Raw genomic sequence first — 15,980 nt, forward strand, 5'->3', positions numbered from 1 at the left:
CCTGGGCGCCGAGGTCCGCGGCCTGGTCCGTTGCGCGCACGGTGACGGTGGTCTCGCCCTCTTCGGACTTCAGTGTCAAACCCTTGTCGCGCAACACGGCAAGGTGGGCGCCCCTGGCGATGAGACTTACTTCGGCATCGCCTTGTGCGGCGAGCCTGGCGCCTACGAGACCTCCGATCGCTCCGGCGCCGAACACGCAGATCCGCATCATCGGATACCCCGTTGCACGATCGAGCAATCCAGCAGCATCCGATCCACCTCGCGCGATGATCCTTCAAAGGTTGGCCGGAAGAGAGCCTCTTGGATCGGCGATCTAATAGCCAAGCGCGCATCCGTCCATGCGCGGATCCGAGCCTCCGATAAGCACTCCTTCGGACCAGTCGATCTTTATCATTTGTCCGCCGCCGAGCGGCTCGATTGGCTGGACGATGCGATGGCCGAGTTTTCTGAGTCCCTCGACCGTATCGACCGGAACGCCACGCTCGACCTGGGTTTCGCCCAGCGAATGGAAGACACGGGGTTGATCGATCGCCTCCTGCGGATCGAGCCCGAAGTCGACGACGCCGGTCAACACGTGTGTGTGTCCAAATGGCTGATAGTCCCCACCCATGACCCCGTAACAAAGGAATGGCCGACCGTCTTTCATGGCGAGTCCGGGCATGATCGTGTGGAGGGGGCGCTTGCCCGGCCCTATCGCGTTGGGATGAGCGGGATCGAGCGAAAAGCCCATGCCTCGATTTTGAAGGGTGATGCCATATGTCGGCGCGACCCGGGTTGATCCGAAGCCCCAATAGACGGAGTTGATGAAGCTGACGCAGTTGCGATCGCGGTCGACGACCGTCAGGTAAACAGTGTCCGATTTGCGCATCAGCGGCGGCGGCAGATGGTCTGCCACACGATCGCGGCGGATCTCATTTCGTAGGCGTGCGGCGTAATCCTTGGACAGGATTTCATTCACTGGGAATGCGGCATGCCGCGTGTCACAGACAAAAGCATCACGATCACGGTAGGCCAGTCTGCCCGCTTCGATTTCAAGGTGGAGGCGTTCAGCGCTCATGGGCTCGAGCGCCGCGAGATCAAAACCCTCGAGGATGTTGAGCATGAGGAGCGCGGTGATGCCCTGGTTGTTGGGCGGAATCTGGCAGACTTCCATGCCCCGGTAATCCGTCCGGACCGGCTCGACATATTCGCCTGCGGCGATCTCGAAATCTTCAATTGTGTGATGGCCACCCAGACCGAGCAGATAGCTCACGATGTCCTGAGCCACGGGCCCTTTGTAGAATCCATCTCTGCCTTTGGCGGCGACCAGGCTGAGCGCGTCAGCCAGGCCTGGGTTGCGAAATACCTCCCCTGCCCGAGCGGCCCGGCCACGCGGAAGAAAAACGCGGGTTGCATTGGGGTCGCGCCGCAACCGCGGTTCCTCCAAAGCCCAATCTTCCGCCACCCGAGGGTGAACCGGAAATCCATCCCGCGCAAAGGCAATTGCCGGAGCAAGAAGCTCACCGATCTCCTTGCGTCCATGATCCGCCACGAGCCGGGTCCACGCATCAATCGCGCCCGGGATAGTAACGGCATGCGGGCTTGAATCCTCAAGTTGGCCATGGCCAACGGCGAGTTCGTCAGCTGGAAGCCTGGAAGGTGCTCGCCCGGAGCCGTTGTAGGCAACGATCTGATCGGTGCCATTCTTGGCCATGATGACAAAGCAGTCGCCGCCGATTCCGGTTTGCTGCGGCTCCACGACTGCAAGCACAGCGGCCGCGGCGACTGCCGCATCGATTGCCGCGCCTCCACTTTGCAGCACCTCAATGGCCACTCGCGCCGCATGGGGGTTGTGGGTGGCCGCCATGCCATTCATGGCCATTGCCGGAGAGCGGCCAGGAAGTTGGAAGTCGCGCATCGTGTTCTCCTATCGGCAACGGTGAGAATGAAAGGCGCAAGCCTAGAGCTGCGCCGTCATTCCAATTTGCTTGTCAGTTACAATTGAAAGATGTCGCGACGGCACTTGGCCTCGCGCCCTGTAGACTTCGAATTCGCTTTCCTGAAGCGAAGGAGCACGGCTCTGGAAGCACTCCTGGCGCGTGAAACACTCTTGGTCATGGCTATGCCAGCCCAAGCTTTGCCGCCAGGCCAATGCGCTGCATCTTGCCCGTGGCGCCCTTCGGAATTTCGGGCACAAAGACCACACGTCTTGGCACTTTGAAGTCCGCAAGCCGACCAGCGGCGAACTCGCGAATATCGCGCTCGCCGGCCTGGGCGCCCTCCCTCAGGACAATGACCGCGGCAACGTCCTCACCGAGCTTGTTATGCGGTATGGCGAAGGTCACCGCCTGATGAACCGCCGGGTGGGCCATCAGGACTTCATCGACTTCAAGCGGGGCGATTTTCTCGCCACCGCGGTTGATGATCTCTTTGAGCCGACCGGTAAGGCGAAGAAAACCATCATCGTCCATCACGCCCTGATCTCCGGTGCGAAACCATCCTTTGGTGAACGCCTCGGAGTTGGCCTTTGGATTGTTCTCGTAACCGCGCGTCACGTTAGCGCCGCGTGTGACAATTTCTCCTACCTGTCCCAGAGGAAGCAATCTCCCGTCTTCGGACATGATCGCTACCTCGGGTCCCGCGGCGAGGCCGACACTTCCTGGCTTGCGCTGGCCTGGCGGCAACTGATTGGACGTCATCTGATGAGCGTTCTCAGTCATCGAATACGCTTCGATTACCGGACAGCCAAAAACCCGCTCCATTTCGGCGAAGACGGGTGCCGGCAAAGATGCCGAGCTCGAACGGATGAATCGCAAAGGATTGGCCCCAATCGTTTCCGCATTGCCGCTGCTGCGGGCGAGGATCGCCTGGTGCATTGTCGGCACGGCCGTATACCAGGTCGGTCTAGCCTCGCTCATCCAGCCGAAGAACTTCAGGGCGTTGAATCCGGGCGTGCAGAAGACGCTGGCGCCAGCCGACAGGCTTGCCAGTACAGCCGCGACCAGACCGTGAATATGGAACAGCGGCATGATGTTAAGGCAACGGTCCGACGGCCCGAGCTTGAGCGTCCGCACGATATTTGCCGCTGAAGTAAGGAGGTTCGTGTGACTAAGCGGTACTATTTTAGGTCTGGAGGTCGTACCCGAAGTATGCAGGACCAGCGCGACATCCTCAGAATCCGCCGGCCCCGGCCTGGTGGCCGCCGACGGCGCGCCCGACAGATCAAAGAGCCCCGCTGGACCCTCCGTTCGCGCATGCAGGTGGATTATCGGTATCCCGACACGCACAGCCGCAGCAAGTGCGGGACTGTTGCTGCCGGCTGCGACGAGAAGCGCCTTCGCCTTGAGATCGTCCAGGTAAAAGAAGAACTCGTCCTCGCGGTAGGCTGGATTGAGTGGAGCTGTCGTACAGGCGGTTGCGCAGGCGAGGAAGGCGGCAACCATCTCTGGGCCGTTATCAAGAACGATCGCGAGCTTGTCACCCCTGCCAACGCCAAGATTGTTGAGCGATAGGACCGTTCGATCGACAAGAGCCAGCAGTTCTCCGAAGGCGACGTCCGAGCGAGCAGGAGCGCCAATTGCTTGCCCCCCCGAGGTCGCGGAACTCAGAATATCGCGGATCGTGTTCATGCGTACCGCTCTCACTCTTTCCTGCTGATGACCCGAGACAAAAACGCCGCGGTTCTTTCATGAGCCGGCGCGGTGAAGAATTGCTCCGGAGGAGCGTCCTCAATTATCCGGCCGCCGTGCATCATGATCACGCGGTTCGCCACCTCGCGCGCGAAGCCCATCTCGTGGCTCACCACAATCATGGTCATCCCCTCGCGGGCGAGTTCCTTCATGACGTCCAGGACTTCGCCAATCATCTCGGGATCGAGCGCACTGGTGGGCTCGTCGAACAGCATGAGCGCGGGACGCATAGCCAGAGCGCGGGCGATGGCGACACGCTGCTGCTGGCCGCCGGAGAGTTGCGTGGGATAGGTATCCTCTTTGTCGGCCAGGCCAACGCGAGCGAGAAGTGCGCGGCCGGTTCGAAGCGCTTCCTCCCGCGGGATCTTGCGCACGTGAATCGGCGCTTCAATGATGTTCTCGAGAGCCGTCAGATGCGGAAACAGGTTGAACAGCTGGAACACCATCCCGATCTCGCAGCGCTGGCGGGCAATGTTGCGCTCGCTGTCTTCCACAAGCTGACCGTTGCGCTCGCGGTAGCCAATCAAATGGCCGTTGACCTCGATGCGACCTTTCTGGATCCGCTCCAGATGGTTGATGCAGCGTATGAAGGTGGTCTTGCCCGACCCCGATGCGCCAACAATGACGACCACCTCTCCCTTACGAACGGTAAGATCGATCCCCTTGAGGACATGAAGATCGCCGAAGTGTTTTTCCACCCCGCGCGCGGTGACAATGGCGGGCTCAGCCGCCGGATCATCGCTCATCGCGGTTCTCCAATCTGGCCAAAACCGAACAGGCGCCGATATCCCCTTGATCCAACTTTGCGGGCCGCTGCCGAGGCAGGATCGCCAAACCGTGACTCGAGGCGCTGCTGTACGAAGCCCCAGAGCGTGGTGAGCGTCAGGTAGTAGCAGGCGACCACCATATACAGCTCAAAAACACGAAAGGTTACAGAGGTTACCATCTGCGTTGCGAGCAGAAGTTCGGGAACGCCGATCACGCTCAGCAGTGTTGTGTTTTTCAGCATGCTGTTGAACTCGTTACCCAGGGGTGGGACAACCACGCGCGCTGCCTGCGGCAGGATAATGCGGCGCATGTAGAGGCCATAAGTCATTCCCAGGGACTTTGATGCTTCCGTCTGGCCTATGGCGACGGAATTGATTCCCGCGCGAATGATCTCCGCCATGTAGGCAGCTTCGTTCAGCGTCAATGCAAGGATTCCCGCCTGCATATTGCCGGGAAGGACCGCAAAACCGAGATCAATATCCTCGAAACGGAAAATGTTCGCGGCAGCCAGACCGGTGTAAATGAAGACGATCTGCACCAACAATGGCGTGCCGCGAAAACCCCACACGAAGATCCGTGCAGGCACTTGTAGTATGTGATGCTTCGAAATCCGGGCCAAGGCTATGAAAAGCCCCAGGAGCGTTCCGAAGCCTTGGGAAATCACGCTGATGCTTAAGGTCAGCCAAAGCCCATGCAAATAGACGGAACTTGGCTGGAACAGGTATTCCCAAAAAACGCTCCATTCGAAGTTCATGGTGACCGCCTACTCGATGGCGTCCCCTTCGAGCCCCCATTTCGCGAGCAACTTCTTGTAGGTGCCGTCGGCCTTCATCGATTCGAAGGCCTTCTGGACCGCATCATGCATCTCGGCTTCACCCTTGCGGGTGGCGATCCCGGTCTTGATCTTGGCGAACGGCTCACCGCCAATGTCGAAGATATGGCCAGCCTTCTGAAGGAAGAAAGCAGCCGTTTCGAGGGTGGTTCCGTAGACATCAACCTGGCCAATTTGCAGCGCCTGGCGAGCATCGGAATCCTTGGGGAAGACCGTGACCGTCACCTCGGGTTTTCCAGCCTCCTTGAATTTCTTGTTCTGTTCGTCCAGCAGGCTCTGGATCGTCGTGCCATTGTCCACGGCAGCCTTGAGACCTGAAAGATCCTCAAGCCCCTTGACGTTCTTCGGGTTTCCCTTCGGCACCAAGAGCGACTGGCTTGAATACATGTAGTTGGTGAAGTCCACGACTTCGCGGCGCTGCGGCTTGTCGAAAAGCTGGGACAGAATGGCATCGCACTGCTTCGCCAGGAGAGCCGGAATGATCGCGCTGAATGCAGTTTCCTTCCACTCGACCTTCACCCCCATCCGCTTCCCGATCTCGGTGCCGATATCGACATCCAGACCACCTAGAACCTGATTTTCATCATAGAAGCCGAGCGGCGGATTCCCGAACTCCGCGCAATACGTGATCTTGCCCGCCTTGGCGATATCCGCCGGCGGTGTCACTTCCGATGCATGAGCAACGCCAACCGCGAAGATGAGCGCGATGGCACAACCGGCAGTTTTGGAAACACGAGACATTTGACAACCTTCCCATTCTTTATCGGCCCAACGATTTGGACCATTGCGTATTGGTCTATATCCCGATAGTCTTATGTTATGATTTTCGCTATCTATTCCCCAACGTATAGGCCCTGTCAACATGGTGGGCGCTTGCCGATTGAAATAAACCAATATCGAATGGTCTAAAATGAAGAGATCCGACTACGCTCACCAGAAGCTTGACGAAATGCTGCGGGAAAATCGCCTCCAGCCGCAGAGTCGACTTCCGCCGGAACGAGATCTGGCGCGTCAGCTCGACGTCAGTCGTATGGGGCTGCGAGTGGCGCTTGATCGGCTCGAGGCGGAAGGACGAATCTGGCGTCATGTCGGTCAAGGCACTTTTGTTGGTCCGCGTCCCGAAAAAGCACCAACACAACTGTCGTTCGTTACCGCAAACACGAGCCCGGCCGAGGCGCTCGAGGCACGACTGGCGATCGAACCCCAGATCGCCCGAATGGCGGCGTTGCGCGCGAGCGAACTTCAGATCTCCGATATGTTCGTGCTTGTTCAGAAGGGAAGGGTCTCGGGAGATCCCGCTGCGTGGGAGTCCTGGGACGGGCAGTTCCACCGGGCGCTGTGTCTCGTCACAGGCAATCGGCTCCTGCTTTCCATCTTCGACAGCTTCAACGCAATACGACGGCAAAGGACATGGAACCAGCTTCGTCAGGCCGTGCTCACGCCGGAGCGGCGGGAGCATTATGCGCAACAGCACAAGAATATTCTCGAGGCGATCAGCGATCGCGACGCTGTGCAAGCTGAATTGGCTATGCGCGCGCATATAGAAGACGTAGCACGCAGTCTGCTCGATCCCCGTGGGTAAGCGAATATGCGGGTTCACCTGCCGTCGAAAAAGCAGCTGGACCAGCTTGCCTACCGGTCGAGTGTCAGTCGCGATCGGAATTTCCACGACGGCTAGACGTGCTTTCCATCTTTTGCGCAACGTGAGCCCTTGACCGCGCATCGATAGGTGCCCTCGAGGGGAGTGGCCAAGGCAGCATAGGCTTAGGCATTCAAAGGCAGAGCCTTGCGGTTAGCGCAATGCCAGTTGCTCAGTTCCGGCCGATGATGTCTTGGCTGCGCGATTCATCTGTTGTGTCGCCGATCGGGCTTGTCAGATTAAGTAACAACGCCAACACGACAATACCGACAAAGGCGGCGAAGGTGCTGGCGGCAGCGAGCCATCGCAGAGCTGCCTCGTCCACTTCCACCGGAGCTTTGCCGGTTTGGTGCCATGGGCCGGCAACAACGTAGCCAATTGCTCGTGCGATCATATAAGGACACTCCTGTTCCCTACAGGAGCATTCATACGAGATAATCGCTGGTGCGGTCGATGCGAGGATTGCGCTGCAAACATTGACGAAATTCAAAGTGTGTGGTTATGGGCTTCGCGCGTTCCCAGAACCACCTGAGTATCGGCCGATCCCAATTGCTTTGCGCTGGTGGTTAGCGTGCATCAGGCTCGAGGAAGCGCTCAAAAACCTTGGAGAAGGCTGCAAAAGCCGGGGCCTTCGGAGCGCTTTTGGAAATCGACGTGGCCCATTGATGCCGGGATCGGTAGACGAGGGATTTACACTCAACCGGCTTCAGTTCGCTTCGTTCCACCCAATACCTTGCGTAGTGCTCAGGCAGGAACCCCACATACCCTCCTGAAAGCAGCATCACCAACATCGCTTCCATGTTGTTGATTGTGGCGTGGTAGCGCAAGGCAGGAAAGTACTCCTCGTCGAACGGCTGCCGGTATCCTCTCATCACGAAGGGGTACTTCAAGACCTCGTCCTCCAAGATCTCCTCGGCCGTTTTGGAAAACAGCGGATGACCTCGGCCGACAAAAAGGCGATGGGTCTCTTCCAGGAGAGGCCTGAAGTGAATACCGCCAATGTCGCGGACATAGGGTACGATCGCGCCGTGCATGTGGCCCGACAGGATTGCCCTCTCAAGGTCAAGCCGATCTGAAACGACGAGCTCCACATGGACATCATGGTCTAGCTCGTTGAACTCCCTAAGAGCCAGTGCAAGCGGAAAGCGCGGATCCATCGTGAGGCAATCAACCATGCCGATCACCAGCCGACCAGCGAGCCGTTTCTTAAGCCCTGCCATGCTGCCAGCGAAGTCATCGAGCTGAGCAAGCATTCGCTTGGTTTCCTCGTAGGCTGTGCGACCTTTTTCGGTAAGACGAAAACCGCTCCGGCCCCGTTCACACAAACGAAAACCAAGCCGCTTTTCCAAGTCGGACATATGCAGGCTGATCGTTGAGTGTCCCACGTTCAACGTAATCTGGGCGCCTGTATAGCTTTCGGCCTCCACTACGGCAACGAACACCCGCAGCAGCCTGAGATCCAGGTCCATTACCCTCGTCGGCATCCGGCTCTCCACGTTGTTACATTGAAAAACGCTCAAACGAACTCAAGAGCATTCACCTTTTCTCCGAAACGACAAACTGAGATTGGTGCTTCCAACGTGTCAAGACAGGGAGATTGATCGTGGGAATAGTCGCACAGCCAAACATTGCCGATCGCAAGATCCTCAATGTTGCCGAGCACACCGAGCATGTCACCTTCCAGCCGACAGTTCGACCGACGGCCCGTGGCTATCATTTGCCAATGATCTCCCATGACCGCCTCGCCTTCTCACCGGAAGAATTCGTCAGGCGCTATGACCTGATCCAATCCTCAATGGACGATCTGGGGCTGGACGCGCTCCTCGTGCGTGGCCCGGAAAACATTACCTATTTCTCCAGCTACGAAACGCCCGGCTATTACCGTTACCACTGCATCGTCGTGCCGAAGGACGGAGAGCCGGTCTTTCTCGTTCGGGACTTCGAGTGGATAAACACACCGGAATTCGCCTGGTCCACGAAATTCGTAAAGGTATACGACTGGGATCACGCACCGAGCGTCACGGCCAATGTCCTCGATCAGCTCGGTCTTGGAAGCAACAAGCGCATAGGGGTCGAAAAGCAGAGCTTTTTCTACACCGTAGACGAGCACGAGACGCTCGCCCGGGCAGCTCCAACCAACGAGTATGTAGATGCTACCCACGTTCTGTGGAACGCCCGCATGATCAAATCAGCGGAAGAAGTCGAGGTGATGCGCAGATCGGCCGCGCTCGTCGATGTGGCAATGCAGGCGGGGTATGAGGCAACATGCCCAGGCGCCACCGGCGACGAGATCAACGGAGAGGTAAACAGAGCGCTGCTGGCGGCTGGCGGAGAATACATGGGTCTGCCTCCCTTCGTGCTCGCTGGAGAACGCAGTTGTCTGCCCCATCAGACGGGCGGGAAAAATGCGCTGGGTAGGGACGATCTTATGTACTTTGAGATTTCCGCTTCGCATCGCCGATATACGGCAGCCTTGATGCGTACGATCTTCCTTGGCAAGCCCAAGGATGAGTGGCTAAGGGCCGCGCAGGCATGCATCGACGCTACGTCCGCAGCGCTTGCGTTTATCAGGCCAGGCGTTTCCTCGCACGATGCCGATACTGTCGCACGCGCAGTCACCACCAAGGCGGGCTTTGCGCCTTACCACCGCAACCGTCTGGGCTACAGCATTGGCGTTAGCTACCCGCCGGATTGGGGCGAAGGCGAGATCATTTCCCTGCAGCAGAATGAACCCCGTTTGCTCCAGCCCGGCATGACTTTCCATATGCCGCCACTTTGCCTGAAGTATCGTGAGTACGGCATCGGGTTCTCGGAAAGCATTCTGGTGACCGAAAGCGGCTGCGAGAGGTTTTCGAAACTTCCGAGGGAGATCGTCATAAAGGCCTAGGATGTCAGGTGATATTCGCGCCTTGTTGAACCTCGACCGTCTTTTGGGCGACATTCGGACGCTGGCGGGTTTTGGTGCCGTGGAAGCAGGCGGGATTGATCGTCCCGCTTTCTCCCCCGCGATTGTCGATGCCGAAGAATGGCTGATGCAGGCCATGCGCCAAGCCGGCATGACGGCGCGCCGCGATGGTGCCGGCAACATCATCGGTCGGCTGGGGCCACAGACCGGCAGAACGTTGATATGCGGATCCCATATCGACACCGTGCGCGGCGGCGGCTCGCTCGACGGGACCCTCGGAGTGCTGGCGGGTCTGGAGTGTGCCCGCGCAATCGCCGCCAGCGGATTGCAGCCGTCCGCCGGATTCGAGGTCGTCGCATTCGCGGATGAAGAAGGCGCTTACCACGGCTTGCTGGGTTCCAAGGCGATGGCCGGAGCGCTGGAGCCGGACGACATTCAAGACAGCGGCGCCTTGGCTATGGCCATGCTGGCCGTCGGTCTTGATTTCAGCGCAGTAAGCAAAGCTGCGCGCAAGCTGGACGAGGTGGAGGCCTATTTGGAGCTGCACATCGAGCAGGGCCCGGTGCTCGAGCGCTTGGGGCTGGACATCGGCATCGTAGACGCCATCGTCGGCATGGATCTGTCCAGCTACACCTTGACAGGCAAGGCGAGGCACTCGGGGTCGACACCGATGGCCGACCGCCAGGATGCGCTCGTCTGTGCAGCCTCGGCAATCCACAGCGCCATTGCGGCAATGGTTGAGGAAGGTTTGGCTGACGCCGGCACCATGACGTTCGGCAATCTGCGCGTCAGTCCAGGGTCAACGAACGTCGTTCCAGGGCAGGTGATCGTAGACAGTGAGGTAAGAGCCCCGAATCGCGAAACCATCGCTGCCCTCAGATCCATCGTCGACAGGGCCTTTCAGAACGCAGCCGGCCAAGCCGGGTTGACGACGGTCAGAGGTCGTAACGTTATCGATCCACCTGCTCCCCTCTCGAAGGGGTTGCGCGACCGTCTCTTCGCCATCGCCGCCAAAAACAATCTGCAGTGCGAGCTGCTGTCGTCTGGTGCTTGTCACGATGCCCAGGTCTTCGCCAGCCGTGACGTGCCGACGGCGATGATATTCATCGAGAGCAAGGGCGGTATCAGCCATCACAGCGACGAGCATTCGACGCCGGCCGCGATCCGCGCGGGCGCCGAGTTTCTGCTTCTCGCGGTTCATGACTTGCTGGTTCGCGGGACGCGGTAAGGCGAACCGCAATGTTTGCGGCGCTCATCACAACCGCTTGCCGGGGCCCGAACTTTCACCTCTGAGCAAAGTATCGCGCAGCAGATTCGACTGGCCCGACAGCCGATTCAGCATCTCATTTTCGGCCTGCTTCGCGACAATCAGACGTCAAGGCGCTGGGGCGCCGATTGCTTGTGCGGGATAGCCAAATGAAGACTTATCGTATCGCACTCATCCCTGGCGATGATGTGGGCCGCGATGTCACAGCCGCAGCTTGGCAGGTCCTCGGCAGGGTCGCTGACAATTCTGGTTTCAAGTTCCAAGGCACGGAATTTCCTTGGTCGTGCGCCTTCTACAAGGAAACAGGAGCAATGATGCCAAACGATGGCATCGAGATCCTGCGAGCTTTCGATGCTATTTTGCTTGGCGCCGTGGGCTGGCCGGCGCTGGTCCCGGATTCCGTCTCGCTGCACGGGCTGTTGTTGCCGATCCGCAAGGCCTTCTCGCAATATGCCAACATCAGGCCGCATCGCTTGTTGCGTGGTGTGACTAGCCCGTTGCGGTCGCAAGACTTCGATATTTTGTGCATCCGTGAGAATACCGAGGGCGAGTATAGCGGCGCGGGCGGACGTATCCATCAGGGCACAGATGGGGAAGTTGCCGTGGAAACGTCCATCTTTACGCGCCGCGGGCTGGAACGCATCCTGCGTTTCGCGTTTGAACAGGCACGAGCCCGTAGAGGCAGGCTTGCCTCGGTGACAAAGTCGAACGCCCAGAAATTCTCGATGGCGTTTTGGGACGATGTCGCCAGGGAACTCAGCTCCGAGTACCCCGATGTTGCCCTGACCAGCTATCATATCGACGCAATGGCTGCGCGGATGGTTATGGCCCCGGAAAGCCTCGATGTCGTAGTGGCTTCCAACCTCTTTGGCAACATCCTCACCGACCTCGGGGCAGCCATTCAGGGCGGGTTGGGCTTCGCGGCATCGGCTAACATCAATCCGGAACGCACCGCGCCATCAATGTTCGAGCCCGTGCACGGCTCCGCTCCGGACATCGCCCATCTCGGCATCGCGAACCCGATCGCGACTATCTGGTCCGGGGCGATGATGCTCGACCATCTCGGAGAAGCGGGAGCGGCCAGGCGCCTCATGAGCGCCCTGGAAGCGACGACCGCGCGAGGCATCGCCACCGTCCACGGCAAGGACAGAACTGACGCTATCACCGCCGCGGTTCTCACCGCGCTCGATTGACCAAGGGGGCCGCTATGCACGGTTTGCAAGACAAGGAACTGTTTCGACAGGCTGGGCTGATTGCCGGCGCATGGGTTCCTGCCGTTTCGGGCAAAACGTTGCCCGTCACTGATCCGGCCACGCAGGTAGTGATCGGCACCGTTCCCGCGATGGGCGGTGTGGAAACCAAGCTGGCGATTGAGGCGGCCGCTTCTGCCTTCGAGGCGTGGAGGAAGACGACGCATGCCGAGCGCGCCGCGCTGCTGGAGGCATGGCATGCACTGATGATCGAACATCTCGACGACCTTGGACTGATCCTGACCACGGAGCAGGGTAAGCCTCTGGACGAAGCAAGGGGAGAGATTCGCTACGGCGCATCGTTTGTGAAGTGGTTCGCGGAGGAGGCCCGCCGCATTAACGGCTGCACCATCCCCTCGCCTACACACGGCCGCCGGATCGTGGTCCTCAAGGAGCCGGTAGGCGTTTGCGGCATCATCACGCCCTGGAACTTTCCGAACGCGATGATCACGCGCAAGGTTGCGCCAGCGCTCGCGGCCGGATGCACCGTGGTTGTCAAACCGGCGCAATACACGCCCTATTCCGCGCTCGCCCTCGCGGTGCTGGCAGAGCGGGCAGGAATTCCTCCTGGCGTGATCAACGTCGTCACAGGCCAACCGGGTGAGATCGGTGAGGAGATCATGGCCAATGAGACGGTACGCAAGATCTCATTTACCGGCTCGACCCGAATAGGATCGCTGCTAATGCGCGGTGCATCCGATACCGTGAAGCGTCTTTCACTGGAACTCGGCGGCAACGCCCCCTTTATCGTCTTCGATGATGCCGACCTAGATCTTGCCATTGAAGGGGCGATCGTCTCCAAATTCAGAAATGGTGGTCAGACGTGCGTCTGCGCCAATCGCCTCCTGGTACAGGACGGCGTCTATGATGTGTTCGCGAAGAAGCTTGCGGTGCGCGTCAACGCAATGAAAGTCGGTCCGGGCACGGAAGCGGGGGTCGCGATTGGCCCGATGATCAACGACGCCGCCGTTGCCAAGATCCGGGAGCACGTCGAGGACGCGCTGGCCAAGGGCGCCGAAGTCATCACCAAGGAGCACGACCTGCCGAAAGGATCGCAATATGTCGCCCCGGTCGTGCTGACCGGCGCGAAGACCAGCATGCTGCTGGCCAGCGAGGAGACCTTCGGTCCGGTCGCGCCACTTTTCCGCTTCAAGACAGAAGAGGATGCCATAGCAATTGCCAACGCAACGCCATTTGGGCTCGCCGCCTATTTCTACACTGAGAACCTCAAGCGCGCCTGGCGCGTCGGCGAGGCGCTCGAGTTCGGCATGGTCGGTCTCAACACCGGTGCGATCTCGACCGAAGTCGCACCTTTCGGCGGCGTCAAGCAATCGGGTCTCGGTCGCGAGGGCTCGCAGGCAGGCATCGAGGAATACCTTGAAACGAAAGCATTCCATTTCGGCGGCTTGAGCTGATTCATCGGCAGGCATCAGGAAACTCCCCACCTCAACGGGGCTGCCCGGCAGCCCCTTCTTTTTTGCTCCGGCAAAGCCGCTCGCGAGCGGGGGTGGCGACCCAACAAGATGCTGCGTCGGTCGACTCGAGAGATCAAGATTGCGCAAAAACGACCTCGTTCAAAAAGATGTTCCAAGTCGATCGCGCTAAAGTTCGGGAAGGTTTCGCCCCAAATCCTTATCTGGAGATCCAGAATGTTCAGCAACTCACTTGTGGAACTCGACCGTGCTCATCTGGTGCATCCGGTTGCCTCATATCGAGGCCACGAAAGGATGGGTGTTCGGATCCTCAAAAACGCCAAGGGCGCAACCGTAACCGATGCTGCCGGTCACCGATTGATTGATGGTTTCGCTGGCCTATGGTGCGTCAACGCCGGTTACGGGCAGGAGAGTCTCATCGAGGCGGCGACGCGCCAGCTCAGCGAACTGCCATACGCGACCGGCTATTTCAGCCTGGGATCCGAGCCTGCCATACGACTTGCGGCCGAATTGGCGGAACGTGCTCCGGGCGATCTCAATCACGTCTACTTTACGCTCGGTGGATCGGACGCAGTCGATAGCACGGTGCGGTTCATCCGCTACTATTGGAACGCGAATGGGAAGCCGGAGAAGGATCAGTTCATTTCGCTCGGGCACGGCTATCACGGCTCTTCCACGGTCGGTGCCGGCCTGACGGCGCTTCCGGCGTTTCACGCCGGGTTCGGCCTGCCCTTCGATTGGCAGCACAAGATTCCTTCACACTATGTCTATCGCAATCCAGTTGGGACGGATCCTTCCGCCATTATCGCAGCCTCGCTGAAAGCGCTCGAGGCCAAGATTGCCGAGGTGGGCGGGGCTGAACGCGTCGCCGCATTCTTTGCAGAACCGATTCAGGGATCCGGGGGTGTGCTCGTGCCGCCGGCCGGCTGGCTGAGGGCGGTCCGGAAACTCTGCCAGGACAAAGATATCCTTTTCGTAGCGGACGAGGTCATCACCGGGTTCGGTCGCACCGGACCGCTGTTTGCGTGCGAGGAGGATGGCGTCGTCCCTGACCTCATGACGGTGGCCAAGGGATTGACCTCTGGGTATGTACCGATGGGGGCGGTGTTCATGAGCCATAAGGTCTACGACGTCATTGCTGATCGCGCAGGCGAGAATGCCGTCGGTCATGGTTACACCTATTCGGCGCATCCGGTTTGCGCCGCCGTCGGTCTGGAGGCCCTGCGACTCTACGAAGGCGGGCTGCTGGATAATGGGAGGCGCGCGGGAGCCCGCCTCATGGCCGGTTTGGAAAGCCTGAAAGACCATTCCCTGGTAGGAGACGTTCGCGGACGAGGAATGCTCGCTGCCGTGGAACTTGTCGTCGACAAGGAGCGCAAGACCCCCCTCCCCGCCACAGCCGAACCGGCGCGGCGAATTTTCGACAGGGCCTGGGACAACGGGCTGATCATCCGTGCGTTTCCCCAAGGCGTACTCGGCTACGCCCCGCCGCTATGCTGCACCGATGCCGAGATCGACGCCATCGTCGCAGCGACGCGCAAAACGCTCGATCAGACCCTAGCTGACAAGGATGTTCGCCAAGCCATGGCCTGAGCCCTGCCGCGACTCATTTTGGGAAAAGTGTTGGAAGTGGAATATGGGTTCTGGCGATGGGAGATTTGAGCACGACAAAACTGAAGTACTTGTCGATGCCGGCATCGACGCCAGTCAGCCGCTCCATGATGGTCTGGTACTCGCTGATACCGGCGGTGACAAATTTTAACAGGTAATCGTAACCGCCGGACACCAAATGGCACTCGATCAGCTGCTCGATCTTTTCGACCGCAACCAAGAATTTTGCAAAATCGATCTGGCGATGGTTCTTCAGCGTGACTTCGGTGAAAACCGTGAGGGTTTGCCCCAGCTTGGCTACATTGATGAGGGCTGAATACCCCTCTATGTAGCCGTTATCCTGCAACCTCTTCACCCGCATCAGGCAGGGGCTCGGCGTAAGGTTCACAAGCTCGGCCAAGTCCACATTTGTGACGCGGCCATTTTTCTGTAGTTCATGGAGGATCGTGATGTCGATCCGGTCGAGTTTTATGCCCATTTCTTGCCCACTCGCGCTGGGGGCCTCATCGTTTCAGATGCTCGGATTGATCTGTTGCACCCTAACGGAGACGAGGACGCAGCGTGGCTCGGTTCGGCGGCGATCCCGGATGCTGAAGGTCGCACAGCG

Annotated in this window: 15 protein-coding genes; 6 read left to right on the forward strand and 9 right to left on the reverse strand. The window is 59.2% G+C overall.

Annotated elements, in window-relative coordinates; translation table 11 throughout:
- The 6 genes from EOA27_RS02630 to EOA27_RS02655 all read right to left on the reverse strand — a co-directional run.
- Window positions 1–211, reverse strand: a 211-nt coding sequence (locus EOA27_RS02630; protein ID WP_281059392.1) for a 2-dehydropantoate 2-reductase N-terminal domain-containing protein, incomplete at its 3' end; no start/stop codon positions are given.
- Between the two features lie 102 nt (window positions 212–313).
- Window positions 314–1,897, reverse strand: a complete 1,584-nt coding sequence (gene ggt, locus EOA27_RS02635) for a gamma-glutamyltransferase (RefSeq protein WP_127255363.1) — start codon at window positions 1,895–1,897, stop codon at window positions 314–316.
- Window positions 1,898–2,099: 202 nt separating this feature from the next.
- Complete coding sequence (locus tag EOA27_RS02640; RefSeq protein WP_127255365.1) at window positions 2,100–3,608, reverse strand: acyl--CoA ligase; 1,509 nt, start codon at window positions 3,606–3,608, stop codon at window positions 2,100–2,102.
- Between the two features lie 11 nt (window positions 3,609–3,619).
- A complete protein-coding gene (locus tag EOA27_RS02645) occupies window positions 3,620–4,414 on the reverse strand; it encodes an amino acid ABC transporter ATP-binding protein (RefSeq protein WP_127255367.1) in 795 nt (264 codons plus the stop codon).
- Window positions 4,411–5,190, reverse strand: a complete 780-nt coding sequence (locus EOA27_RS02650; protein WP_127255369.1) for an amino acid ABC transporter permease — start codon at window positions 5,188–5,190, stop codon at window positions 4,411–4,413. The genes EOA27_RS02645 and EOA27_RS02650 overlap by 4 nt, the downstream gene beginning before the upstream one ends.
- A gap of 9 nt (window positions 5,191–5,199) precedes the next feature.
- The gene (locus EOA27_RS02655) at window positions 5,200–6,009 is read right to left on the reverse strand and encodes an ABC transporter substrate-binding protein (protein ID WP_127255371.1); all 810 of its coding nucleotides are present in this window, start codon (window positions 6,007–6,009) and stop codon (window positions 5,200–5,202) included.
- Window positions 6,010–6,178: 169 nt separating this feature from the next.
- On the opposite strand from EOA27_RS02655, the gene EOA27_RS02660 reads away from it, so the two are divergent.
- Complete coding sequence (locus tag EOA27_RS02660) at window positions 6,179–6,850, forward strand: FCD domain-containing protein (protein ID WP_127255373.1); 672 nt, start codon at window positions 6,179–6,181, stop codon at window positions 6,848–6,850.
- 229 nt (window positions 6,851–7,079) lie between these two features.
- On the opposite strand, the gene EOA27_RS02665 is transcribed toward EOA27_RS02660, so the two are convergent.
- Together EOA27_RS02665 and EOA27_RS02670 are read right to left on the reverse strand one after the other, a co-directional pair.
- Window positions 7,080–7,301 (reverse strand): hypothetical protein, encoded by a 222-nt coding sequence (locus EOA27_RS02665; RefSeq protein ID WP_127255375.1) that lies wholly within the window; start codon window positions 7,299–7,301, stop codon window positions 7,080–7,082.
- Window positions 7,302–7,473: 172 nt separating this feature from the next.
- Window positions 7,474–8,391 (reverse strand): LysR family transcriptional regulator, encoded by a 918-nt coding sequence (locus tag EOA27_RS02670; RefSeq protein ID WP_127255377.1) that lies wholly within the window; start codon window positions 8,389–8,391, stop codon window positions 7,474–7,476.
- A gap of 119 nt (window positions 8,392–8,510) precedes the next feature.
- Between EOA27_RS02670 and EOA27_RS02675 the strand changes: the two genes are divergently transcribed.
- The 5 genes from EOA27_RS02675 to EOA27_RS02695 all read left to right on the forward strand — a co-directional run bounded on the left by EOA27_RS02675 (window position 8,511) and on the right by EOA27_RS02695 (window position 15,355).
- On the forward strand, window positions 8,511–9,794 hold the full coding sequence (locus EOA27_RS02675) for a Xaa-Pro peptidase family protein (RefSeq protein ID WP_127255379.1): 1,284 nt from the start codon (window positions 8,511–8,513) through the stop codon (window positions 9,792–9,794).
- Between the two features lie 22 nt (window positions 9,795–9,816).
- Window positions 9,817–11,040: a Zn-dependent hydrolase gene (locus EOA27_RS02680; protein WP_189561944.1), complete on the forward strand. Its 1,224-nt coding sequence runs from the start codon at window positions 9,817–9,819 to the stop codon at window positions 11,038–11,040.
- 188 nt (window positions 11,041–11,228) lie between these two features.
- Window positions 11,229–12,272, forward strand: coding sequence for a tartrate dehydrogenase (locus EOA27_RS02685; protein ID WP_127255383.1), 1,044 nt, complete (start codon window positions 11,229–11,231; stop codon window positions 12,270–12,272).
- A gap of 14 nt (window positions 12,273–12,286) precedes the next feature.
- Window positions 12,287–13,744 carry an NAD-dependent succinate-semialdehyde dehydrogenase gene (locus EOA27_RS02690; RefSeq protein ID WP_127255385.1) on the forward strand — a complete coding sequence of 486 codons (1,458 nt, stop codon included), beginning with the start codon at window positions 12,287–12,289 and terminating at the stop codon, window positions 13,742–13,744.
- A gap of 234 nt (window positions 13,745–13,978) precedes the next feature.
- Complete coding sequence (locus tag EOA27_RS02695; protein ID WP_127255387.1) at window positions 13,979–15,355, forward strand: aspartate aminotransferase family protein; 1,377 nt, start codon at window positions 13,979–13,981, stop codon at window positions 15,353–15,355.
- 13 nt (window positions 15,356–15,368) lie between these two features.
- Here the strand turns inward: EOA27_RS02695 and EOA27_RS02700 are convergent, their stop codons facing one another.
- On the reverse strand, window positions 15,369–15,845 hold the full coding sequence (locus EOA27_RS02700; RefSeq protein WP_126083581.1) for an Lrp/AsnC family transcriptional regulator: 477 nt from the start codon (window positions 15,843–15,845) through the stop codon (window positions 15,369–15,371).
- Window positions 15,846–15,980 lie beyond the last annotated feature (135 nt).

Origin of the sequence: Mesorhizobium sp. M2A.F.Ca.ET.037.01.1.1 (assembly GCF_003998075.1) — a bacterium.
In the GTDB taxonomy this organism is placed as follows: Bacteria; Pseudomonadota; Alphaproteobacteria; order Rhizobiales; family Rhizobiaceae; genus Mesorhizobium.

Coding starts and splice junctions, on each gene's coding strand:
- EOA27_RS02645 (WP_127255367.1), bottom strand. CDS start 4,414: ATGAGCGATGATCCGGCGGCTGAGCCCGCCATTGTCACCGCGCGCGGG.
- EOA27_RS02670 (WP_127255377.1), bottom strand. CDS start 8,391: ATGCCGACGAGGGTAATGGACCTGGATCTCAGGCTGCTGCGGGTGTTC.
- EOA27_RS02695 (WP_127255387.1), top strand. CDS start 13,979: ATGTTCAGCAACTCACTTGTGGAACTCGACCGTGCTCATCTGGTGCAT.
- EOA27_RS02655 (WP_127255371.1), bottom strand. CDS start 6,009: ATGTCTCGTGTTTCCAAAACTGCCGGTTGTGCCATCGCGCTCATCTTC.
- EOA27_RS02690 (WP_127255385.1), top strand. CDS start 12,287: ATGCACGGTTTGCAAGACAAGGAACTGTTTCGACAGGCTGGGCTGATT.
- EOA27_RS02640 (WP_127255365.1), bottom strand. CDS start 3,608: ATGAACACGATCCGCGATATTCTGAGTTCCGCGACCTCGGGGGGGCAA.
- EOA27_RS02665 (WP_127255375.1), bottom strand. CDS start 7,301: ATGATCGCACGAGCAATTGGCTACGTTGTTGCCGGCCCATGGCACCAA.
- ggt (WP_127255363.1), bottom strand. CDS start 1,897: ATGCGCGACTTCCAACTTCCTGGCCGCTCTCCGGCAATGGCCATGAAT.
- EOA27_RS02650 (WP_127255369.1), bottom strand. CDS start 5,190: ATGAACTTCGAATGGAGCGTTTTTTGGGAATACCTGTTCCAGCCAAGT.
- EOA27_RS02660 (WP_127255373.1), top strand. CDS start 6,179: ATGAAGAGATCCGACTACGCTCACCAGAAGCTTGACGAAATGCTGCGG.
- EOA27_RS02685 (WP_127255383.1), top strand. CDS start 11,229: ATGAAGACTTATCGTATCGCACTCATCCCTGGCGATGATGTGGGCCGC.